Consider the following 21,138-nt stretch of genomic DNA (forward strand, 5'->3'; position numbering starts at 1 on the left):
CACGTGTACAGAGTTCTGGTGGCGGAGGATGATGCGGCGCTGGCACGCGGCATCATCGGCCTGTTAGAGCGCTACCAGTACGACTGCACCGCGGCATCCAACTTCGGAAACCTGCTGCACGAGGTCGAGCGCGTCGATCCGGACGTCGTCCTGTTGGACGTGAACCTGCCGCGCTACGACGGTTTCTACTGGTGTCGCCGCATCAGGGAGGTCTCCAAAATCCCTATCATCATCGTGTCCGCCCGGGACGCCACCGGCGACCAGGTCCGAGGCATCGAAGCGGGCGCAGACGACTATCTGACCAAACCCTTCGACCCGGAGCTGCTGCTGGCCAAGGTCGGTGGTGTGATTCGACGCGCCTACGGGGATTTGAGTTCCGCGGATGCCGAGGACGCGCTCACGGTGCGGGATTTAATACTGTTCCCCGGGCGGCAGCTGGCGGCCATCGGCGGCCAGGAGGTCGAGCTGTCACTCACGGAGGCGAAACTGCTGCAGGCTCTGATGCAGGCGCATCCCGATGCGGCCTCACGCGATCGGCTAGTCGCCTCCGCCTGGGAGGACGCCGCCTACGTGGAGGACAACACCCTCACCGTCAATATTCGCCGGCTACGCGGCCGCCTCTCAGGACACCGTGTCGAAGTTGAGCTCAGAGCCGTGCGCGGATACGGATACCGGCTCGTCGTCGGCGCGGATGAGCGTGGCGGAGGCACCACGTGAGACTGTTTCTGCGCGAGCACCTGGGCATCGTGATGCTATTCGTCCTGGTTGTGGGAGGGCTGCTACCGCTTTACCAAGGTGTCGGCGGATTCAACACCACCGGCGGCATGACCTACTTCTTGTGCCTGTCCGGTTTTCTGCTGGTAGCGACCCTTACGGTGCGGTATTTCCGACGTCGGCGGCTGTATCGCTGGCTCGGTTCCCCGGGCCGGGTCCTGGAGGAGCTGCTCGGACAGGAGTCCACCGATCCGCTCGTCAATGCCATCATCCAACACGGCAACGCCAGTTATCAGCGCTACCTGGGGCTGCTCACGGAGCAGCAGGCGGCGACCGAGCAGTGGCGCACCCACATCGTCCAGTGGGTGCACCAGATGAAGACGCCGCTCAGTGTCATCCGTCTGCTGGTGCAGGACGGCGAGGGGAGCCGTGATCCCTTCCCTGTTCTTTGTGAGCTCGACCGGTTGCAGCGGCAGTTGGATCTGGTGCTGAGTCTGGCCCGGATCGAGCGCTTCGAGAACGATCTGGTGACCGAGCAGGTGCACCTGAATGATCTGGCACGTGCGGTCATGCAACAGAATCAGCGGCTGTTCCTGCAGAGCGAAGTGAGCGTCGCCTGCACCGGTGAGGACGTCGTGGTGAACACGGATCGCAAGTGGATCGGCTTCGTCGCGGACCAGCTGATCCACAACGCCGTTAAGTTCTCCGAACCGGGATCCTCGGTGGAGGTACGCATCGGCGCCCGACCGGAGGGAGCGTAGCTGAGTGTCATTGATACCGGCTGCGGCATACGTCCCCGCGACCTGCCACGCGTATGCGACCTGTACTACACCGGTTCAAATGGTCGAGCGGGCTCGCAGTCCTCCGGGGTGGGCCTGTACCTGGTCAAGCAGGTGCTCGAACGCCTCGGACACTCGCTGCAGATCACCTCGGCCGTCGATGATGGAACCACCGTCACCGTGCGCTTCGGCACAAGCACAGCCGCGGTTGCCTGACCACACCGCAGGTGACAGCGATTGTCACCCACCGTCACCCGCTTCGATGGTTCGCGCCCCGTACGGGCAATAGCTTTAACGGCAGTTGCCGAACACACGGAAGGGGCAAGCAATGACTGAAACGGCAATGCGAAACACCGTGACACACGAGCCCGGACCGGCCGTGGTGTCGCTGGAGGGCGTGAGCAAGATTTACGGGGACACGGTCAGAGTCAAGGCCGTCAATCAGCTCTCGCTGCGCATAGGCGCAGGCGAACTGGTGGCAATCATGGGGCCCTCGGGCAGTGGCAAGTCCACGGTCCTGAATCTGGTGGCGGGAATCCTGCCGGCCACCTCGGGCACCGTACGCGTAGGAGGTCAGAATCCGGCCGACCTGAGCGAGGAGGAGGCCGCAGTCTTCCGGCGGACACGGCTGGGGTTCGTGTTTCAAGACTTCAACCTGGTGGACACGCTGACCATTCAGGAGAACATCATGCTGCCGCTCATGCTGGCAGCGGATGAGAGCCCCGCCCGCATGCGACGCCGCTCCCGGGCGGTGGCGGAGCAGCTCGGCATCGGGGATGTCCTGGCCCACCGGGTGCATGAGGTTTCGGGCGGTCAGGCGCAGCGGGCAGCCATCGGGCGGGCGATCATTCACGGACCGCAGCTGCTGCTCGCGGACGAGCCGACCGGGAATCTCGACTCCGCGGCCGCGCAGGACGTCATGCGTATCTTCTCCGATCTCAACGAGCGCCAAGGGGTATCCACCATCGTGGTCACCCATGATGCACGCACGGCGAGCTGGTGCAAACGGGTGGTGTTCATCAAGGACGGCGCCGTGCACTCCGAGCTGTATCGGGAGGACGACCGACTGGCCTTCTACGATGAGATCCTGAACGTCCTCAAGCTCATCGGCGGTGAGGGACGATGACCCTCTGGCAGTTCGCGAAGCACAATGTTCTGCGCGATACGGAGACCTACATCGCCTACTGGTTGAGCAGCGTCTTCACCGTCACGATCTTCTTCATCTTCGCCGTCAACGCCGACCACCCCGAGCTGGATCAGGACGGCAGTAGCATCCAGTTGTTCATGGGGATGGCCTCGGTGATCGTGCTCGTGTTCGCGGTCATGTTCCTGTCGCTTTCGATCTACTCCTTCGTGTATCGGCGCCGACGCACCTTCGGCACACTGCGGGCAATGGGCATGTCGCGCCGCCAGTTGCGGCGCATGCTGCTGGCGGAGAACTCCCTGATCGGGGCCAGCGCCATTGTGGTCGGCATGCTCGTGGGGACGGCCTTCGGCCATCTGTCGGTGCTGATCATGGCGCGCATCGTCCGTCTGTCCAACATAACCTGGAAGACGCCCCTGGCACCGATTCGCGATACGGCGATCGGATTCGCGGTGGTGTTCATGCTGGTCACCCTGCTCCTGGTTCGCGGCCTGTCCCGGCGCCCCATACTCGAGCTGCTCTCCTCCCCGGGGCACGAGGCCAAGGGCGTGCGCTTCTCCGGCCCGCTGGCCGTTGTCGGGGCGGTGGTGCTGCTACTCGGATACGCGTTGACCTTCTACCCGCGCTATGCAGGATCCGCCCCGGCGCTGATCGACCACGTACTGGAGAAGACGCTGAACTACGTGCTGATCGGGTGCTTCATGGTGGGCACATTCTTGATTCTGAGCCAGTTCGCCTTCCTGGCCATCACCGGTATACAGAAGCACTCACGCCGCTACCTGCGCGGCGGCAACGCGCTGTGGGTCTCGGGGCTGCTGTACCGCCTGAAGAGCGGGGTGACCTCCATGTTCATCTCCACCATGCTGCTCACCGCGGCCTTCTGCGCCGTCACCGCATCCATCTCCCTGACCATGTCCGTCCGCACCGATGTTGCGGACAGCACTCCGTTCGCCGCCACCTACTACGCCTTCGGCGACAGCGATCGGGAGGCAGGGGACCTCGCGCTCATTGAGCGGGAGCTGGACGGCAACGGCATCGATCATCAGCAGTACACGCTGGACTTCATCCTCCTGGGAGAAGGAGACGATGTGGGTCTGGTGGACACCAAGTTCGTATCCGAGGAGGAGTACGGCCGGGTGACCGGAGAGCACCCCGACCTGGCGGCCGGCCAGGCGCTCGACATCAGTGGGGCGAGCGAAACAACCGGGAGTACGGTCGGCGTGGATGGCGTCGGCGAGCTCGAGGTGGTAGGCGCCGGCACCCGGCTGCTCGACAATCCGCGCAACATTGACTGTTACGTGGTCGCCGACCAGACGCTGCAGGAGATCTCCCAGCAACCGCACACGACCTCCATGCGTGCCCACCTGTTCGACTTCGACGACGCACAATATGACTCCGGCGCCCGCGCCTTCTCCACCACCGTGCGCAATACGATCGGCGTCGGGATGGCTGATGGCGAGAACTTCCTGTTCATCCCGCGCATTGATGAGATCGACGCCGACGAGTTCAGCCACCAGATCTTCACCTACGTGGGCGTGCTGTTCTCCGCGGTCTTCATGGCCGCCTCGGCCAGCCTGATCTACTTCCGGCTGGTTTCCAGCGTGCGAGACAACCTGCCGATCACACGGAACCTGCACCGCATGGGCATGTCGCTGCGGGAGATTCTGCGCGTGCAGCGCAGGCAACTGCTGGTACTGTTCACCGTTCCGGTGCTGCTGGCGGTCGTCAACACGGGCTTCGCCATGAACTACCTGGTGATGGCACGGATCGCCTCCCGGCTCCTGTACGGGCGCTTCCTGATCATCCTCATCCCGCTGCTCGCCCTGCAGGCCGGCTACTTCGCCTTCCTGAGCAGTCGCTTCTCGGCCAAGGTGCGCATCTTCCTGAAAGATCCGCAGTAGGCGGGCGCGTATTCCGGGCACCTCAGGATGTGGGGAGATCGAGTCGATCATCCGGCTCGATCGTCCAGCGTGTGGACGGCTTCACCGCCACCCTCGTGACCGAGTTGGAGAAGCTCGACGGCCTCGCCGGTGCGGTCGACGCTTCCGGACAGCGGCGTTGGACCACGCCGTCAATGGCGTCATCAGCGCCACCGCTGACGCCTCCCAGTTGGACCGTGACTCCGGCCGCTACAAGGACCTGCTGGTGGTGGGCTTCGACGCCGGCACTTCGCAGAAGGACGCGGTGCGTTCCGGGGCCTTCCTCGGCTCGGTGACTCAGGACCCCTACCAGATGGGATACCAGGCGGTCACCCTCACCGTGCAGGCAGCGCATAGTGATAGCGTTGCGGACGTGGACACCGGCTCCCACTGGTATGACTCCTCCAACATCGATGATGAGGACATCTCGGTGCTCCTGTACGACTGAGAGAACCGAACGACGTGGTGGCCGGGCGGGGCATACTCCCCGTCCGGCCGCCACACGTAGTATCCCCAGGGTCGCTGATTCACTGAGCCGGGTTGGCTTCGCGACTGCGTCCCAATGACTCTCCCGTTTCCCCGGCGAGTCGCCGATTACTCCAAGGCCAGCCGCAGTTCTTCCGCGCTCTCCCTGCCGATCCGCCAGGTTATGGTGGTGGTCGCCTCCACCAGGGCGGCGTCGTGGGAGACGAGCAGCAGCGCCCCCGGGAATGGCGCGAGCATCCCCTCCAGCGCCCTAATGGAGCCGATGTCCAGGTGGTTGGTGGGCTCGTCCATGACGATGAGCTCCGGCCGGTCGAGGACGCCGAGGGCGAGCATGAGTTTGCGCATCTCGCCGGGGCTGACCTCCTCCCCCGCCAGAACCCGCTCCGGCGAGGAGTTGAGCCTGGCCACGATCGACAGCACGCGGCCGCGGCGCTCAGTGTCCAGCCCGGCCAGGCGCGCCAGCGTCGCTTCCCGCGCCGCCCGGTCGGGTTCTTGGGGCACATACAGCCGCGCCGTATCCTCCGGCAGCCGCGCCAGCAGGGCGCGGACGAGCGTGGTCTTGCCGGTGCCGTTGTCACCCACCAGTGCCACGTGGTCGCGACTGTCCAGGTGCAGCGCCGGCGTGCGCAGGGTTGTGGCCTCCCCCAGGGGCAGGGCGAGCGGCTGTGTGCGCAGCAGCACCGGACGGCGACTCGGGGCGGAGTCGACCCACAGGTCGGCGTCGTAGCGCTTGTCGATGTGCATGGCCTCCACCTGGGCGTTCGCGCGGTCGAGCCGGGCCTCCATGCGAGATGCGAGCCGGCCCGTCTTGCCGTCCTGTCCGGTCACCACCGCTAAGCGTCGGCGGAAGCGTGCGTCGTTGTCGTGCTTGGCGATGTTGCGGGCGGAGCGGCGGGAGGCGGTGCGGGAAGCCTCCTCGCGGCGTCGTTGGGTCTCTCGGGCCAGGCGCCGCTGCTCCCGCTTGGCCGCCTCACGGCGCTGGACGGCGCCCTCCCGCTCCAGCTCGGCCTGGGCGAAGCCCTGCGTGTAACCGCCCGGCCGCATGACGGCGGTACCGGCGTTCATGAACAGGCACTGAGCGCACAGGGCGTCCAGCAGGGCCCGGTCGTGGGAGATGAGTACGCCGACGCCGTTGAAATGCGCCAGGGCGGCACGGATCGCCGCGCGGGCCGCGGCGTCGGCATGGTTGGTCGGCTCGTCAACCACCAGCAGGTCCGGCTGCTCCCACAGCGCACAGGCGACCTGGACCAGCTTGCGCTGTCCGCCCGAGAGCGTGTCGTAGCGCCAGGCCCACTCGTCGGCGACGCCGAGGTCGCGGCGCAACCGCATGGCAACCTCGTCATAGGCGCAGGCGAAGTCCATCAGTGCTGGCGGTGGCGCGGCGGCGTCCTGAGCACAGTAGTGGGCCACCAGCCGCGGAGCCACTGCGCCGGCGTCGGGCTTCAGCTCCCCGCAGGCGATGCGGGCGAGGGTGGTCTTGCCGCAGCCGTTGTCGCCGACGACGCCGGTCCAGCCGGCCGGGAAGGTGGCGGTTACGCCGGCCAGCGCCGGAGAGGCGGCGCCGGGGTAGGTGTGGTGGATATCGGACAGGGTGAGCTGCATGCGGGCCTCCTGGGGGTAGGAGGCCGTGCGGCGGTGCAGGCTGTTCGCAGTTTCGCAACGAGGACTGTCAGACGAGGCCGTACTTGCGCGGAGGATGCCGCGTCCGTCGAGGCGGGTCCGGCATTCATCCGGTCGGTGCGGGGGCTCAGGCCGACGACGAATCGGTATGGAGGTCAGCGACGCTGCACCCCGGGCACGGCCTCATGGGTTGAGTCTGATTCCGTGCGCCCGTGGGGCATCGCTACTTCCTCATGGGCCCGACGTTACTGGGCAGGCGCGCGCCCGTCCAGCCCTGTCGCAGTCTTTCCCGCCTTCGACAGTCCTCCGCCGCGGGTGTGCAGTCGACGTGCGAGGCGTGACTCCGCCCCGGCGAGAGCATCAGCCACTGCCGGGGCGGAGCGATTCTGATCGTGATTCGGTTACTTGCTCACGCTGGTGCCAGCGAGCGGCTTGTCGCCGGGGCGGGCGAGCGGGCCGACCAACTCGTGGGGCTGGTAGGGCTCCTCCAGGTAGGCGATCTCCTCGGCGGTGAGCTTCAGGTCCAGGGCGCGCACGGCGTCGTCGACCCGGCTGGGCCGCGAGCAGCCGACGAGCGGCGCAGCCACGCCCCGAGCCCAGTGCCAGGCGAGCGCCACATCCGCCATGGGCACGCCGTGCTTGTCCGCGGTCTCGGCCACGCGCTCGATGATGGGCATGTCGATCTCACGGTCGCGGTCGTACTTGCTGCTCATGACCTTGTCGGTGGTCGAGCGCACGGAGTCGGAGTCCCAGGTGCGGCGGGTCAGGTGACCGGAGGCCAGCGGGCTGTAGGGGGTCAGGGACATGCCGTACTGCTGGCACACGGGGATCAGCTCGCGCTCGTCCTCGCGGTAGAGCAGGTTGTAGTGGTTCTGCATGGAGGCGAAGCGGGTCCAGCCGTTCGCATCCGCGGCCAGCTGCAGGTTGTGCAGCTGGTAGCCGTACATGGCCGAGGCGCCCAGTGCCCGGACCTTGCCCGCCTTCACCAGGCCGTCCAACGCCTCCATGGTCTCCTCGATCGGGGTGTCGTAGTCGAAGCGGTGGATGATGTACAGATCCAGGTAGTCGGTGCCCAGGCGCTTCAGTGAGCCCTCGATCTCCCGGTTGATCGCCTCCCGGGAGAGGTGTCCCTCGTTGAAGTACACCTTGGAGGCCAGCACCACGTCCTCCCGCTTGACGCCGAGGTTCTTCAGCGACTGTCCGATGAACTCCTCGCTGGTGCCGCGGGCGTAGGCGTTGGCGGTGTCGATGAAGTTCACGCCCAGCTCCAGTGCCCGGGCGATCACCTCCTGGGTGGCGCTCTGGTCGATGGACCACTGGTGGGAGTCGGGGAAGACCTCCCCGAAGCTCATGCCGCCGATGCAAAGGCGGGGGATGGTGATGTCCGTGGTTCCGAGCTTGGTGTACTCCATGTCAGAGTCTCCTTGGGTACGTGAGTCGGTTGCGCGTTCGGGCGCGGGGCGGCGCCGTCGCCCTGGCCTTAGCGTGCCCCGAGCGGTGCCCGCACCGCCAGGTTCTGACAGTGCCCCTCGCGGCGGCCCGATATCGCAGACCCCGGCGGCTCGGACAGACCCCAGCCCACGGCCGCATGGCACCACACCGTCAAACGCGAGGAGTCACATCACGGCCCGACCGGGCCAGACCAACGCGCCGTACGCCGGACGGCAGCGACGAGCGGCGAAATCCGGGAATAGCGTTCCCGAATTCGACCGACCTTGTGGGTCATGAGCGGCTTCTTCCAGGAGAGGAGCGCTGCCGTGTACATACCGCGCGAAGTCGAGGACACCGTTGGCGGCTCCTCCGGTTCGAGAGTGCGTCGGCCGGGAAAGGCGGACGGTGTTCAGGTGCGAGCGCATCGCAGCAGCCGGTTCCGACGGACCGATCCCGGCGCAGGCCGTAGCGGAATGTCCAAAAACGGCACGAACGGCGCCAGACACGTCAGCAAACGCGAGCGAAACGTTGAAATCATGCGGATGCCGCATCAGGCTGCACTGGCATCGACGGCGTTTCTGCCGAATCTGGACATTTCTGCCTCCGCCCTGGGGCGTGCGCCCCAGCAGGCCCTGGCGAACGAGCCTGCCGCTGCCACCGCACCCCAACACATGCAGTTTCGCGCCTTGTCACTCCTGCCAACGCCGCAGATGCGGCAGCACCGCGCTCATGTAGGAGATGGCCTCGTCCTCGGTGATGTGCACGCCTTCGGACATGTACGGGGCGCTGTACTCGATCAGTTCTTCCAGGGTCTCCGGGCCGACGAAGGCGCCGTCCTGGTAGCACCAGGCGCAGTAGTCCTCGGACTTGGTCCCGTCGATCTCGTTGCCGTGCTGCTCCTCCTTCGGAATGGGCATGCCGCAGCTCTGGCAGTGCGGCCCGGGCGGCGCCTCGAGGAGGCGGGTGACCGGCACGTCCAGCGCGGTGGCCAGCAGCTTGCACATGTCGATGCCAGGCGTGGTGGCGCCGGTCTCCCAGCGCGAGATCGCCTGCCGGGTCACCATGACCCGCTGCGCCAGTTCGTCCTGCGTCATCCCCCGCGACGCCCTAACCTCGGCGATGACTTCTCCGATTGCCATGTCGTTCTCCTGTTCCGCGGCTCCCGGTGATGCCGCCACATAAGAACAGCACAGCCGACCTGCCCCGTCGAGCAACGAGTTGTTGCATCCCCCCCGCTTCCCCAATAGCTGCTCACGGGTGCAGGGCGCTCAGGGGAAAGGTGAGGACGCCGTCTGCCAGCTTCATGGTGGGCCCGTCGGCGGTCACGACGGCGGTGAAGACCGGCGCGGGCGTACGTCGCGTGTCGATGTCCGCCACGAACGCGGCTAGGGAGTTCTGGGCCTTCGCTATCTGCCGTTGTCCCAATTTGACTTCAAAAGCAGCCCAACGTCCGTCGTCGAACTCGACGACGGCGTCGGCCTCCTTTCCCGACTTGTCCCGATAGTGGTAGACATGCCCGCCCCGCAACTCGACGAAGGTGCGCAGATGCTGCACAACTTGCGACTCGAACCACAACCCGGTGGTCTCCAAGTCCTGCATCAGGCGCTCCGCCGAGGTCCCGGTGATGGCTGCGGCCAGGGCAGGATCCACGAAATGGAGCTTGGACGAGGTACGCACGGCGTAGCGTGAGCGCAAGTGCGGGGCCCACGCAGGCTGCTCCTCGACAACGAAGAGCCGCCTAAGGGCATTGATGTAGCTCGCTGCCGTCTCCGCGCTAAGCGTCTGAGTCGTCACGTCCTTCGCGATGGTGGTGAACGAAGCCTCGGTGGCGATATGGCGCGCAAGCGAGCGCAGAAGCGCTCGCAACCTGATCGGATCGCGGCGCGGCTCCCCATCGAGCCGCCCCATATCGATGTTGACGACGTCCTCCACATAGTCGCGCAGATGCCGCTGTGCCTGCGCGGTGGTGGCATCGACGTCGCCCGGCCAGCCGCCGTGAACCAGCGCATCCAGCGCCTCCCGGACGCTCGTGCCGGAGTCAAGCGCGGGTGGCGGCTCCTCGCCGTCGAACAGTGCCGTCAACGAAACGTTCCCTGCACCCAGGCCGCGCTCGAACAGAGTCATCGGACGCAGACGCACCCTGGAGATCCGGTGGGCACCAGAGTGCCGCGTAGCATCCTCGGCGGGAACCGAGGAACCGGTGAGTATGAACTGTCCGGGGCGTTGCCTGGCGTCAACCTCCCGCCGTACCGCGTTCCACAGGTCTGGCGCAAGCTGCCACTCGTCGATCAGCCTGGGAGAATCCCCCTCCAGCAGCAGCGCAGGATCAAGGTCAAGCGCAGCGCGTATCTGCGGCAGGCCCGAGTCCAGAGCGACCTCGGATGCGGCATGCTGCCGTCCGGTCATGGTCTTGCCGCAGGCACGCACGCCTTCGATGAGAAGACCACCTGAGTAGCCCAGGATCTCGCTGATAAGCGGGTCAACGACACGATGCCGGTAGCTCACGTCCGCCATCGACTTCCTCCTGCGATCCAGCGCGAAACCCACTCCAATCCTGGAGTTGACTTCATTCTAACCGGGCAGTTGGCGTCGTTTCAACCAGGCATATGGCGTCATTCCAGTCGGAGTTTTGGCGTCACGACGAGCAGGTAGGGCCAGTCGAGTCGCATCACCAGAGGGGACGCTCTACTCCTCGGCCGCATACCGCTGCTCGCCCCGAGACCGGGCCGCAGCAGTTAACGGCACCAAGTTGCCTTCCGAGTTGCTTATCCACCCATTCGTACCGAAAGAGACCATCGACGCCGCGCCCGCGCGCTCCTAGGTTGAGTACGAACCAACCGACGAGCAGAGAGGACTCCCGCATGGCCCCCGCATCGAGCCTGAAGCACCAGACCTACCTCACCCTCAACGACGGCAACCGCATCCCCCAGTTCGGCATGGGCGTGTACCTCGTGCCCGACGGCGAACCCACCGAGACCGCCGTCGCCGAGGCCCTGCGGCTGGGCTACCGCCACATCGACACCGCGCACGCCTACCAGAACGAGCGCTCCGTGGGCCGCGCGGTCAAGGCCAGCGGCATCGACCGCTCAGACATATGGATCACCACCAAGCTGTGGCCCAGCGAGTACGGCGAGGGTGCCACCGCGGCGGCCATTGACAAGATGCTTGCGCGCCTGGACACCGACTACATCGACCTGCTGCTGCTCCATCAGCAGTTCGGCGACTACAAGGGCGCCTGGAAGGACATGGAGCGCGCCGTCGCGGCCGGCAAGGTGCGGTCCATCGGAATCTCCAACTTCGAGTCCGCCAACCTAGAGGACCTGATGGCAGCAGCCACCATCAAGCCGTCGGTCAACCAGGTGGAGTGCCACCCCTACTACCCGAAGGACGAGCTGCGCGAGCGCATGGCCCCCTATGGCACGCTCATCGAGAGCTGGTACCCGCTCGGCCACGGCGACGCCGGCCTGCTCGACGAGCCGCTCTTCGCCGAGCTCGGCACCAAGTACGGCAAGACGCCCGCCCAGGTGATCCTGCGCTGGCACATCCAGAAGGGGAACATCATCTTCCCCAAGTCCACCAACCCCGAGCACATTGCCGCCAACATGGACATCTTTGACTTCGCCCTGACCGAGCCGGAGATGGAGCGCGTGGCCGCACTCGCCAACGGCAGCCGCTTCTACAACGTCTCCCTGGCCGACCAGGAGAAGAACCTCGGCGCCTGGGCCCCCGCCGACTGAGCGCTCTGCGCCCAGCAGCCCGCCCGCCAACTTCTTGAAAGGAACCCCACAATGATCTTCGACCGCAATGAGAACCGCCCCGTCATCGCGCTGCTCGGTGCCGGTGCCATGGGCACCGCCATCGTCCGCCGCATCGCCAACGGCAAGCAGATTCTGCTCGGCGACATCTCCACCGAGAACCTTCAGACCGTCGCCCACGACCTGGCCGCCTCCGGATACGAGGTGGCCACCCAGCAGGTGGACGCTCTGGACCGGGCCAGCGTCGAGGCCTTCGCCGCCAAGGCCGCCTCCCTGGGCGAGGTCCGGTACTTCATCGACACGGCCGGCGCCTCCCCCAACCAGTCCTCGCCCGAGCACATCGTGGCCCTGGACCTGGTGGCCACCGCCATGGCGATCGACGTCTTCGCCAACGTCATCGCGCGCGGCGGCGCCGGCCTGGTCATCTCCAGCCAGACCGGCTACATGATGCGGCTGAGTGACGAGGTCGAGCGTCAGCTGGCACTGACACCCACAGAGGAACTCGCCGAACTCGACTTCCTCAAGCACGACGCCGTAGCCAGCTCCGGCGTCGCCTACATGGTCTCCAAGCGTGCCGACCATCTGCGGGTGCGCACGGCGGCGGCCACCTCCTGGGGCGATCGGGGCGCCCGCATCAACACGATCAGCCCCGGCATCATCGTCACCCCGCTGGCCTACGACGAGTTCCGGGCCGCCGGAGAGGGCTACCAGGCGATGATCGACGCCTCCCCCGCCCGCCGTGTGGGCACCTCCGATGAGATCGCCGCGGCCGGCGCCTTCCTGCTCGGTGAGCAGGCGGCCTTCATCACCGGCACGGACCTACTGATCGACGGTGGCGTGATCGCCGCCATCAACGCCGGCCGCTTCACGCTGGGCGGCTGACACCGAGCGCCCGAACCGGTACGCAGTCCCGACGACGGCGGTCGATGGCGCCCCCATAAGCGGCCGGCCGCCGTCGTCGCTTGGGAGTGCTCGTGCCACCCCACCCGGCCGCCGGTCAGCGGATCAGGACGGCTGCCTGCATTTGGTTCCTCCCTGGTGGAATGTCCGAATCCGGCACAAACGTCTGCGAAGCAACCAGCCGAGCCGCATGATTCCAACGATGCGGATCCCCTGGACGACCTTTTCAGGAGCGTTCGTGCCGGTTTTGGACAATCTGCCCGGTCGGCGTCCCGTGGGCGCGCCCGCACGAGGCTCCGGATTCGCAGCGCGCCCCGCTCACCGCGATCTCGGATTGGAATGCTCTTCGCTTTCACATGAGTCCCAACAGGTGGAACCAGATCGCCTCCACGACAACGACGACGAACACGACCACCGTGAGCGGGGTCCCCAGCCGCACGGCCTCCTTGGCGCCGTAGCCCGCGTTGTCCTCGCCCTCACCCACGAGGATCGGCAGGTTGTGGAACGGCAGGATGTAGTGGATGTTGATGGCGGAGAAGACCATCATGGCCACCGCGATGTCGCTCACGCCCGAGCCGGCGGTGAAGGCAATGAACGCCGGCACGCAGATGCCGAGCACGGCCATGACCGAGCCCATGAACATGTGGATGATCACCGTGATGCCGGCGATCAGCAGGGCCAGCACCAGCGCGTTATCGGGGACGGAGGCGGGGAGCACCACGCTTGCGATCCAGGCGTTCATGCCGGTGGCCTCGCCAACCGTGCCGATGCCCATGGCGGCGGTGAGGAACACCAGGGTGTTGATGGGTACGGAGTTCCACGTCGCCGGGGTGATCACCTCGCCGATCACGGGCAACGCCAGGACGGCGCCCACCAGCAGGGTGACGAAGCCGATGTTTAGCCCGGTCACGGATTCGGTCAGCCACAGGGCGATGGCGATGACCAGCCAGATGACTGTGCGCTTCTCCTTGGTGCTGACCGGCCCGAGGGCGGCCCGCTTGGTGCGCACCTCGTCGAAGTCGATACACATCTGCATCTCGGGCCGGAACAGCACCAGGCCCAGGCCCAACGTGGCCAGGGTGGCAACGAGCATCGGCACCGACATGTAGACGAACCACTGGATGAAGGAGCAGCCGTCGGCGGCGTAAGAGGCCACCAGCGGGTTGAGGGTCGCGTCCCCGGTGAGGAAGAACATGGAGCCGGGCGCGGCCGCCGCAAACACGAGGAAACCCACCTTGTTTTTGTCCGCTCGGGACATCTTGGCGGCGTCGCAGATGACGAGCATGACCGCCAGGATCATGAAGGCGCGCGGGAAGGGGTGCGGGATGAGCAGCGACAGGATGAAGGTGAGCGCGAAGATGCTGACCACGAGTGAGCTCCAGCCGCGCACGAACTTCAGCGCGAACCAGTAGGCGATGCGCTCGCCCAGGCCGGAGTCCTTCACGGCGGCCGCGATCAGGTAGGCGCCGATCACCATCCACATCTGCATCTTGGTCCATGACGCGAACACCGTGCCCGTGTCGGCCGTGCCGGTGAGGATGAGCAGGGCCAGGTAGACGGCCGAGACGTAGGCGGGCTGGGCCACGCCCGTCGCCCACCACACCACGGTCATGAGGGTGAGGGCCAGGCAGTGCTGGCCGGCGGCGGAGATGGGCGCGAGCCCGTCCAGCGGGGCGACCCATACCAGGGCGCAGGCGAGGACGCCCGCGAACAGGCCGACGACGCGCTTGTCGAGCTTCATGCGGGCTCCCTTCAGTAGGCGAGTTCAGCGTGACTCATACCGTTCCTCCTCCGGCTGCCTGCATTCACGGGGCAGTGCCGCGTTGCGCCCCGACTGTAGGGGATCAGCCTGCCGCGGCTGGCGCGTCTTGGAGCTCACGCACCATGAGCCATTCGGTCTCGTCGCTGCCGTCGCCCACGATCCGGAAGCCCAGCCGCTCATACAGGTGCACGGCCCGGTTGGCCTTGACGACGCCGAGCGAGGCACGCGCGTAGCCGGCCTCCCGCAGCTGTTCGAGCATGCACCGCAGCATTCGGGTGCCGATTCCCCGGCCCCGGTACTCCCGGTAAAGGGAGATCGCGAATGCCGGCGTCGAGTCGTCCAAACGGCCGTAGCAGTCGGTGGTGCGCACCCAGCAGGCACCGACCACGCGACCGTCAACTTCCGCAACCAGCGCCCGGTCATCCGGCAGCGTTCCGAAGCCCTCGAAGTGGGCGCGGCACATGGGGTCGTCGTAAATGACGCTGCGCGGCACCTGCCCGGTGAAGTACTCGGGCACGTATACGGCCTCCAGCAGGAAGTCCTCCAGCAGGGGCGTCTCCTCGGGGCGCAGTGGCCGAATCAGTACAGCATCGTCGTCGATCGTCACGACGCGTGATTTTAGGGCAAAATACCGCCCTTGCAAGGCACCTGCGGCGAGTCCTGTTCGCACACCCTCAGGAACTCACAACCGAGCCTTCCATACATGTCATACATGCATAACTATAAGATATAGGCGTTGGACACGGATCAAAGATCCGAGCAATACACGTATTGCAGGACGCCGAGGACGTCGATACCTGACGCGCACCCGGCCGACACGGAGGAGAGGCATGACGAGCAAGCGCAGTCTCGGCGGAAGCGGGTTCGAGGTCGCACCAATCGGCTATGGCTGTATGGGCATCAGCCATGCGCACGGGTACGCGATGGAGTTCGACGACGGCGTGCGCACCGTACGCGAAGCGGTCGAGGCCGGCTACACCTACTTCGACACGGCCACTACCTACACCGGCACCACCCGGTCGGGCAAGTCCTCGATCAACGAGGAGGTCGTGGGCACGGCCTTGGCCCCGTATCGCGAGCAGGTGGTCGTGGCCACCAAGTTCGGAGTGACCATCAACGCCGATCACAGCCTCACCCTCGACTCCTCCGCTGCGGCCATTCGCGCCACGGTGGAGAAATCGCTCCGCCAGCTGGGATTCGACCACCTCGACCTGGTGTATCAGGCCCGCATCGATCCCAACACCGAGCCGGAGGCCGTGGCCCAGACCATGGCCGAGCTCATCGCCGAGGGAAAGGTGCTCAACTGGGGAATCTCCGAGACCGGCGATGAGTACCTGCGCCGCGCACACGCCGTAACGCCCGTCGTCGCCATCCAGAACGTGATCAACATGTCCCGCCGCGAGCACGAGGCCATGATTCCCGTGACGCAGGAGCTGGGCATCGCCTTCACCGTGTTCACCCCCTTGATGAAGGGATTCCTGTCCGCGCGCACCGACCCCAACCGCCTCTTCCGCGAGGGCGACGACTACCGTCGCATGATGACGCAGTTCTCCGCCAGGGGCGTGGCGCAGGCGGCGCCCCTGTATGCGCTGCTCGACGAGTACGCGAATGCCCATGACGCCACCTGGGCTCAGATCTGCCTGGCGTGGCTGCTGGCCAAGGGCCCCAACCTCATCCCCGTGGCCGGCACCACCAACCCCGACCGCATGCGCGAGAACCTCGCCGCCGCGGACATTGTGCTCACCGCCGCGGAGCTGGCCGACATCGATCGCCGCCTCGCTGAGATGAGGCCCGAGAACTTCGGCAAGGAATAGCAGCTGCCGACTACTCCCACTCGATGGTGCCGACGGGCTTGGGGGTGAGGTCGTAGGCCACACGGCACACGCCGGGGACCTCCGCCAGGATACGGGCGGTGATCCGCCGCAGCAGCGCCCAGTCGAGCTCGGGAACCTCGGCGGTCATGGCGTCGACGGTGTTGACGCAGCGGATGATGACGGGCCAGTCGAAGGCGCGCCTGCCGTCGCGCACGCCGGTGGCGCGCATGTCCGGCACCACGCAGAAGTACTGCCAGACGTCCTGGCCGGCGGCCTCGATCTCCTCGCGGACGACGGCGTCGGCCTCGCGCAGCGCCTCCAGCCGGTCGCGGGTGATGGCGCCCAGGCAGCGCACCCCCAGCCCCGGGCCGGGGAAGGGCTGGCGCTCCACCATGGACTCCGGCAGGCCGAGCCGGCGGCCGACCACGCGCACCTCGTCCTTGTACAGGAGCTTGACGGGCTCGACCAGTTCGAAGTCCATGTCCTCGGGCAGGCCGCCGACGTTGTGGTGGGCCTTGACGCCGTCGGCGGACTCGAGGATGTCGGGGTAGATGGTGCCCTGCCCCAGGAAGCCGACACCCTCCAGCTTCGCCGCCTCCTCGGCGAACACGTTGATGAACTCGGCGCCGATGAGCTTGCGCTTGGCCTCGGGCTCGGCCACGCCCGCCAGCAGGTTCAGGAACCGGTCCGTGGCGTCGACGTAGACGAGGTTGGCGTCCAGCCCGTCCCGGAAGACCTCGATCACCTGCTCGGATTCGCCCTTGCGCATGAGGCCGTGGTTGACGTGAACGCTGATCAGCTGCTTGCCGATCGCCTTGATGAGCAGAGCGGCGACGACGGAGGAGTCGACGCCGCCGGACAGGGCGAGCAGCACCTTGCCGTCGCCGACCTGCGCGCGCACGGCGTCGACGGCCTCGGCGATGAAGGCGTCCGCCAGTTCGGGGGTGGTGATGCGCTCCATGTCGGCGGGGCGCTGGTTGGAGGTGAAGTCCAAGGCGGTCTCCTTCATCGTCGCGTGCGCTGGTTCGCGCCCGACTCTACTGCCATCCCCCAGGGCGGCGCGGAAGAAACCACCGCTCCCGACGAGCGGGCACCCAGGATGTCAAAATCGATGACAAACGAGTCCGGGGGCGTTGGCGGCAGCGAACAAAACGTTGGAATCATGCGGGTGCCGGGTCGGCTCTCGCTGACATCGAGAGTGTTTGTCATCAAAATTGACACTTCCGCCCCGGCCACAGCCCTGCACGTGAGCTCCCACGCACCAAACCGGAAGACCCTCTTTAGGTTGCGCCTATTCCAGGCCCAAGGCAACGGCGAGCTGCCGCGAAACCTCTGCCATGTCATCGTCTCCTCAAGGAGCTCTCCCTGGCTAACAGGGTGACGTCGCCCGCTACTCCCACTCGATGGTGGCGGGGGGCTTGCTGGTCACGTCCAGCACCACGCGGTTGACCTCGGGAACGGCGTTGGTGATGCGCGTGGAGATGCGGGCCAGCACGTCGTAGGGCAGCCGCGTCCAGTCCGCCGTCATCGCGTCCTCACTGCTCACCGGCCGCAGCACCACCGGATGCCCGTAGGTGCGCCCGTCGCCCTGCACGCCCACCGAGCGCACATCGGCCAGCAGCACCACCGGGCACTGCCAGATCTCCTCGTCCAGCCCGGCCGCCGTCAACTCCTCGCGGGCGATGCCGTCCGCGGCCCGCAGGATCCGCAGGTTCTCTCGCGTCACCTCGCCAATCACGCGAATGCCCAGACCCGGCCCGGGGAAGGGCTGGCGGGCCACGATCCCCTCGGGCACGCCCAACTCCCGCCCGATCGCACGCACCTCGTCCTTGAACAGCGCCCGCAGCGGCTCGATCAGCTCGAAGTCCAGATCCTCGGGCAGCCCACCCACATTGTGGTGGCTCTTGATGTTGGCGGCGCCCTCACCGCCGCCGGACTCCACCACGTCCGGGTACAGCGTGCCCTGCACCAGGAACTTGATCTCGCCGCCGGCGGCGCCGACCTCCGCGATCACGCGCCGCTGGGCGGCCTCGAAGGAGCGGATGAACTCCCGGCCGATGATCTTGCGCTTGGCCTCCGGCTCGGTGACGCCCGCGAGTGCGGTCAGGAAGCGCTCGGACTCGTCCACGGTGATCACGCGGATGCCCATGCCCCGGGCGTAGTCGCGCTCCACCTGCTCGCGCTCGCCGGCGCGCAGCAGGCCGTGGTCCACGAAGATGCAGGTCAGCTGGTCCCCGATGGCCCGGTGCACCAGGGCCGCCGCCACGGAGGAGTCGACGCCGCCGGACAGGCCGCAGATGACGTGGGCGTCGCCCACCCGCTCGCGGATGCGCTCGACCTGCTCGTCGATGATGTTGCCCGGCGTCCAGGTGGCGGGGATGCCGGCGCCGTCGCGGAGGAAGTTGGCCAGCGCCTGCTGGCCGAACTGCGAGTGCATGACCTCGGGGTGCCACTGCAGCCCGTACAGGCGCCGGGCGGGGTCCTCGAAGGCGGCCACGGGCGTCTGCGAGGTGGAGGCGGTGACGGTGAATCCGGCCGGGGCGGCCTGCACGGCGTCGCCGTGGCTCATCCACACCGCCTGCCGGACGGGGGTGCCGGCGAACAGGCAGGAGTCGGGGTCGACGTCGGCGTCGGTGTGCCCGTACTCGCGGGTGCCGGTGCGCCCGACGGTGCCGCCGAGGGCCTGAGCCATCGTCTGGAAGCCGTAGCAGATGCCCAGCACCGGCACACCCGCGTCGAACAGGGCCGGGTCCACGCTCGGGGCGCCGTCGGCGTACACGGAGGCGGGCCCGCCGGACAGGATGATGGCGGTCGGCTGCTTGGCGAGCATGTCCGCCACCGGCATGCTGTGGGGCACGATCTCGGAGTACACGCTCGCCTCGCGCACACGGCGGGCGATCAGCTGGGCGTACTGGGCACCGAAGTCCACCACGAGGACGGGGCCGATCCGGCCCTCCTCCCCGGTGGCACCATGGGGAGATGTCGTCACCGGCACAGGATAGCGGGATCCGCCGGTGCGACGACGACGGCGTCCGCGAGCGCCACAATCTCCCGGGCTCTCGACGGCGTCTGCGCGTCCCGCTCCCTCCGCCGGCCGGCGCGCCTGGACTCACACCAGCAGGTAGGCGGCGGACAGCACCGTCAGCACAGTCACCAGTGGATCGAAGATCTTGTTGTCCATGCGCCCGGCCAGCCAGCGCCCTCCTAGCGCCGCGACCACCACAACCGGTGCCAGCGCCAGGTCCATCCACAGCGTGTCGGGCCGAATGATGCCCAAACCGATCGAGAAGGGCAGCTTGACCAGGTTGACAATGAAGTAGAACCACGCCGTGGTCCCCAGGAAGGTCGCCACCGGGAAACGCGAGGCCAGGAAGTACATGCTGGTGACCGGCCCGCCGGCGTTGGCGGCCATGGTGGTGAAGCCGGCCAGGGTGCCGTAGACGGCTCGGCCGGCGCGCCCCTGAATCTGCGGCGGCCGCGGCAACCGCATGAGCACCAGGGTGACCGCAATCAGTGCCAGCAGCAGCACGCCGATGAACCTCTTGGTGACCTCATCGGAGGCCACCCGCAGAAAGAGCGCGCCCAGCACGACTCCCGCGAGTACTCCCGGTACCAGTCGGCGCAGCGTGTCCCAGTCGGCGTCGCGCCGGTACATGCTGATCGCCAGCACGTCACCCACGAGCAGCAGCACCAGCATGGTGCCGGTGGACTCCTTGGCGGGCAGTACGGTGGCGAACAGGGCCACCGCAAGTGTGGCCGCGCCGGGGAGCGCGGTCTTGGCCAGGCCGATCGCGGCGGCGGCGACGATGAGGATGATCCATGTCGGAGTGGACAACATTGTCAGCACAAAGGCATCCTAAGGGATGTGCGCCCCGCCCGACGGGGCCCATGGTCGCATGCCGAGCATCGCCGCCCGACGTGCGACCCATCCCGGCTGGAAGGCGATTGATGGCGACCGCACCACGCACCCCGGCGCAACGGCGCCTGCGGGGCCTACTTGTCAGCTCCGGCCTGGCCTCCGGCGCCGCCTGGGGCGCGGTCGGCGTGTCCTTGGCCGCCGACGCCGAGGCCCGGGCCGCGCTCACCGCCCACGGCTCCGCCGACGCCGAGGCGCTATGGGCGCCCCTGCTCCTGCTGGCGGCGCTGCCACTGGGGTCCCTGATCGGCGCGCCCGTCCTGGACTGCGTCTCGCACGCGAGCGGGCGCCGCCCGGCAGTACTCGTCTGCGCCGGTTTGACCAGCATCGGCTGCCTGGGCGCCGCCTGCGGCGGCCGGCTGCTGGCAGTTGTGAGCGTCGGCGTCGTCGGCCTGGGAATGGGCGGGGACGCCATCGTGGTGCCGAAACTGGCCCACGAACTGGCCGAGCACGGACACCGCCGCCTGATGCCGCGCGTGCGCGCTATCGCCCCGGCGGGAGCGGGCCTGGCTCTCCTGGCCGGCGTGCTGGCCACGCTGCTCGGCACCGGGCAGGGGGTCGCCGCCGCCTGGATGGTCACGCTGCTGGCCGGCCTGACTTGCCTCCTGATCGCCCTCACGCTCCCGGAGACCCCGCACTGGTACGTGACCCAAGGCCGCATCGAGGCCGCCTACACCGCGCTACGCCGCATGATGGGGGACCTGGAGGCAGCCGTCGGCATCGACTGGGTGATGATGGACACCGGCACCTTGGGCGAGCAGCACCCGATCGGCCGGGGCGACCTGTCGATTCCGCGGGTGCGACGCACCGTCGTCGCCGGCCTCATGCTTGAGATTGCGCAAGCACTGCCACTCGGACTGGCCGCGCTGTGCCTGGGCCCGGTCCTGCTGGCGGGGAA

19 protein-coding genes are annotated in these 21,138 nt (G+C 67.2%); 10 read left to right on the forward strand and 9 right to left on the reverse strand.

The window, feature by feature from the left end; genetic code table 11:
- Nucleotides 1-3: 3 nt before the first annotated feature.
- The 6 genes from BN1056_RS13705 to BN1056_RS13730 all read left to right on the forward strand — a co-directional run bounded on the left by BN1056_RS13705 (nt 4) and on the right by BN1056_RS13730 (nt 5,004).
- Nucleotides 4-717, forward strand: coding sequence for a response regulator transcription factor (locus tag BN1056_RS13705; protein ID WP_210582134.1), 714 nt, complete (start codon nt 4-6; stop codon nt 715-717).
- Complete coding sequence (locus tag BN1056_RS13710; protein ID WP_210582136.1) at nt 714-1,475, forward strand: sensor histidine kinase; 762 nt, start codon at nt 714-716, stop codon at nt 1,473-1,475. Before BN1056_RS13705 ends, BN1056_RS13710 begins: the two co-directional genes overlap by 4 nt.
- A 9-nt stretch (nt 1,476-1,484) precedes the next feature.
- Nucleotides 1,485-1,709, forward strand: a complete 225-nt coding sequence (locus BN1056_RS13715) for an ATP-binding protein (protein ID WP_280516483.1) — start codon at nt 1,485-1,487, stop codon at nt 1,707-1,709.
- A gap of 112 nt (nt 1,710-1,821) precedes the next feature.
- Entirely contained in the window at nt 1,822-2,619 is a 798-nt protein-coding gene (locus BN1056_RS13720) for an ABC transporter ATP-binding protein (RefSeq protein ID WP_244671738.1), read from the forward strand.
- Nucleotides 2,616-4,538 carry an ABC transporter permease gene (locus tag BN1056_RS13725; RefSeq protein ID WP_210582138.1) on the forward strand — a complete coding sequence of 641 codons (1,923 nt, stop codon included), beginning with the start codon at nt 2,616-2,618 and terminating at the stop codon, nt 4,536-4,538. Before BN1056_RS13720 ends, BN1056_RS13725 begins: the two co-directional genes overlap by 4 nt.
- A 157-nt stretch (nt 4,539-4,695) precedes the next feature.
- Entirely contained in the window at nt 4,696-5,004 is a 309-nt protein-coding gene (locus BN1056_RS13730; RefSeq protein WP_210582140.1) for a substrate-binding domain-containing protein, read from the forward strand.
- Nucleotides 5,005-5,150: 146 nt separating this feature from the next.
- Here BN1056_RS13730 and BN1056_RS13735 read toward each other — a convergent pair whose 3' ends face one another.
- The 4 genes from BN1056_RS13735 to BN1056_RS13750 all read right to left on the reverse strand — a co-directional run bounded on the left by BN1056_RS13735 (nt 5,151) and on the right by BN1056_RS13750 (nt 10,607).
- Nucleotides 5,151-6,644 (reverse strand): ATP-binding cassette domain-containing protein, encoded by a 1,494-nt coding sequence (locus tag BN1056_RS13735; protein ID WP_210582142.1) that lies wholly within the window; start codon nt 6,642-6,644, stop codon nt 5,151-5,153.
- Nucleotides 6,645-7,063: 419 nt separating this feature from the next.
- On the reverse strand, nt 7,064-8,074 hold the full coding sequence (locus BN1056_RS13740; protein WP_210582144.1) for an aldo/keto reductase: 1,011 nt from the start codon (nt 8,072-8,074) through the stop codon (nt 7,064-7,066).
- A gap of 708 nt (nt 8,075-8,782) precedes the next feature.
- Nucleotides 8,783-9,232 carry a zinc ribbon domain-containing protein gene (locus tag BN1056_RS13745; protein WP_210582145.1) on the reverse strand — a complete coding sequence of 150 codons (450 nt, stop codon included), beginning with the start codon at nt 9,230-9,232 and terminating at the stop codon, nt 8,783-8,785.
- Nucleotides 9,233-9,344: 112 nt separating this feature from the next.
- Nucleotides 9,345-10,607, reverse strand: a complete 1,263-nt coding sequence (locus tag BN1056_RS13750) for an ATP-binding protein (protein WP_210582148.1) — start codon at nt 10,605-10,607, stop codon at nt 9,345-9,347.
- Between the two features lie 347 nt (nt 10,608-10,954).
- Between BN1056_RS13750 and BN1056_RS13755 the strand changes: the two genes are divergently transcribed.
- On the forward strand, nt 10,955-11,830 hold the full coding sequence (locus tag BN1056_RS13755; RefSeq protein ID WP_210582150.1) for an aldo/keto reductase: 876 nt from the start codon (nt 10,955-10,957) through the stop codon (nt 11,828-11,830).
- A 51-nt stretch (nt 11,831-11,881) separates the two neighbouring features.
- Entirely contained in the window at nt 11,882-12,730 is an 849-nt protein-coding gene (locus BN1056_RS13760) for an SDR family oxidoreductase (protein ID WP_210582152.1), read from the forward strand.
- A gap of 370 nt (nt 12,731-13,100) precedes the next feature.
- On the opposite strand, the gene BN1056_RS13765 is transcribed toward BN1056_RS13760, so the two are convergent.
- Nucleotides 13,101-14,489: an SLC13 family permease gene (locus tag BN1056_RS13765; protein ID WP_210582154.1), complete on the reverse strand. Its 1,389-nt coding sequence runs from the start codon at nt 14,487-14,489 to the stop codon at nt 13,101-13,103.
- A gap of 103 nt (nt 14,490-14,592) precedes the next feature.
- Entirely contained in the window at nt 14,593-15,117 is a 525-nt protein-coding gene (locus BN1056_RS13770; protein WP_210582157.1) for a GNAT family N-acetyltransferase, read from the reverse strand.
- 223 nt (nt 15,118-15,340) lie between these two features.
- On the opposite strand from BN1056_RS13770, the gene BN1056_RS13775 reads away from it, so the two are divergent.
- Nucleotides 15,341-16,324 (forward strand): aldo/keto reductase, encoded by a 984-nt coding sequence (locus BN1056_RS13775; RefSeq protein ID WP_210582159.1) that lies wholly within the window; start codon nt 15,341-15,343, stop codon nt 16,322-16,324.
- 10 nt (nt 16,325-16,334) lie between these two features.
- Here BN1056_RS13775 and guaA (BN1056_RS13780) read toward each other — a convergent pair whose 3' ends face one another.
- The 3 genes from guaA (BN1056_RS13780) to BN1056_RS13790 form a co-directional block, all read right to left on the reverse strand.
- Nucleotides 16,335-17,318: a glutamine-hydrolyzing GMP synthase gene (gene guaA / locus BN1056_RS13780; RefSeq protein ID WP_210582161.1), complete on the reverse strand. Its 984-nt coding sequence runs from the start codon at nt 17,316-17,318 to the stop codon at nt 16,335-16,337.
- A 396-nt stretch (nt 17,319-17,714) separates the two neighbouring features.
- Entirely contained in the window at nt 17,715-19,271 is a 1,557-nt protein-coding gene (gene guaA, locus BN1056_RS13785) for a glutamine-hydrolyzing GMP synthase (protein WP_210582373.1), read from the reverse strand.
- Nucleotides 19,272-19,433: 162 nt separating this feature from the next.
- Nucleotides 19,434-20,171 carry a sulfite exporter TauE/SafE family protein gene (locus BN1056_RS13790; RefSeq protein WP_210582163.1) on the reverse strand — a complete coding sequence of 246 codons (738 nt, stop codon included), beginning with the start codon at nt 20,169-20,171 and terminating at the stop codon, nt 19,434-19,436.
- Nucleotides 20,172-20,272: 101 nt separating this feature from the next.
- On the opposite strand from BN1056_RS13790, the gene BN1056_RS13795 reads away from it, so the two are divergent.
- On the forward strand, nt 20,273-21,138 hold an 866-nt coding region (locus BN1056_RS13795; protein ID WP_210582165.1), incomplete at its 3' end, for an MFS transporter.

Source organism: Actinomyces succiniciruminis (assembly GCF_900002405.1).
Lineage (GTDB): Bacteria > Actinomycetota > Actinomycetes > Actinomycetales > Actinomycetaceae > Actinomyces > Actinomyces succiniciruminis.

What these genes read in the sequence shown, in the direction of transcription:
- BN1056_RS13745 (WP_210582145.1), bottom strand. Translation starts at nt 9,232, where the DNA reads ATGGCAATCGGAGAAGTCATCGCCGAGGTTAGGGCGTCGCGGGGGATG.
- BN1056_RS13750 (WP_210582148.1), bottom strand. Translation starts at nt 10,607, where the DNA reads ATGGCGGACGTGAGCTACCGGCATCGTGTCGTTGACCCGCTTATCAGC.
- BN1056_RS13775 (WP_210582159.1), top strand. Translation starts at nt 15,341, where the DNA reads ATGACGAGCAAGCGCAGTCTCGGCGGAAGCGGGTTCGAGGTCGCACCA.
- BN1056_RS13755 (WP_210582150.1), top strand. Translation starts at nt 10,955, where the DNA reads ATGGCCCCCGCATCGAGCCTGAAGCACCAGACCTACCTCACCCTCAAC.
- BN1056_RS13760 (WP_210582152.1), top strand. Translation starts at nt 11,882, where the DNA reads ATGATCTTCGACCGCAATGAGAACCGCCCCGTCATCGCGCTGCTCGGT.
- BN1056_RS13720 (WP_244671738.1), top strand. Translation starts at nt 1,822, where the DNA reads ATGACTGAAACGGCAATGCGAAACACCGTGACACACGAGCCCGGACCG.
- BN1056_RS13735 (WP_210582142.1), bottom strand. Translation starts at nt 6,644, where the DNA reads ATGCAGCTCACCCTGTCCGATATCCACCACACCTACCCCGGCGCCGCC.
- BN1056_RS13725 (WP_210582138.1), top strand. Translation starts at nt 2,616, where the DNA reads ATGACCCTCTGGCAGTTCGCGAAGCACAATGTTCTGCGCGATACGGAG.
- BN1056_RS13765 (WP_210582154.1), bottom strand. Translation starts at nt 14,489, where the DNA reads ATGAAGCTCGACAAGCGCGTCGTCGGCCTGTTCGCGGGCGTCCTCGCC.
- BN1056_RS13740 (WP_210582144.1), bottom strand. Translation starts at nt 8,074, where the DNA reads ATGGAGTACACCAAGCTCGGAACCACGGACATCACCATCCCCCGCCTT.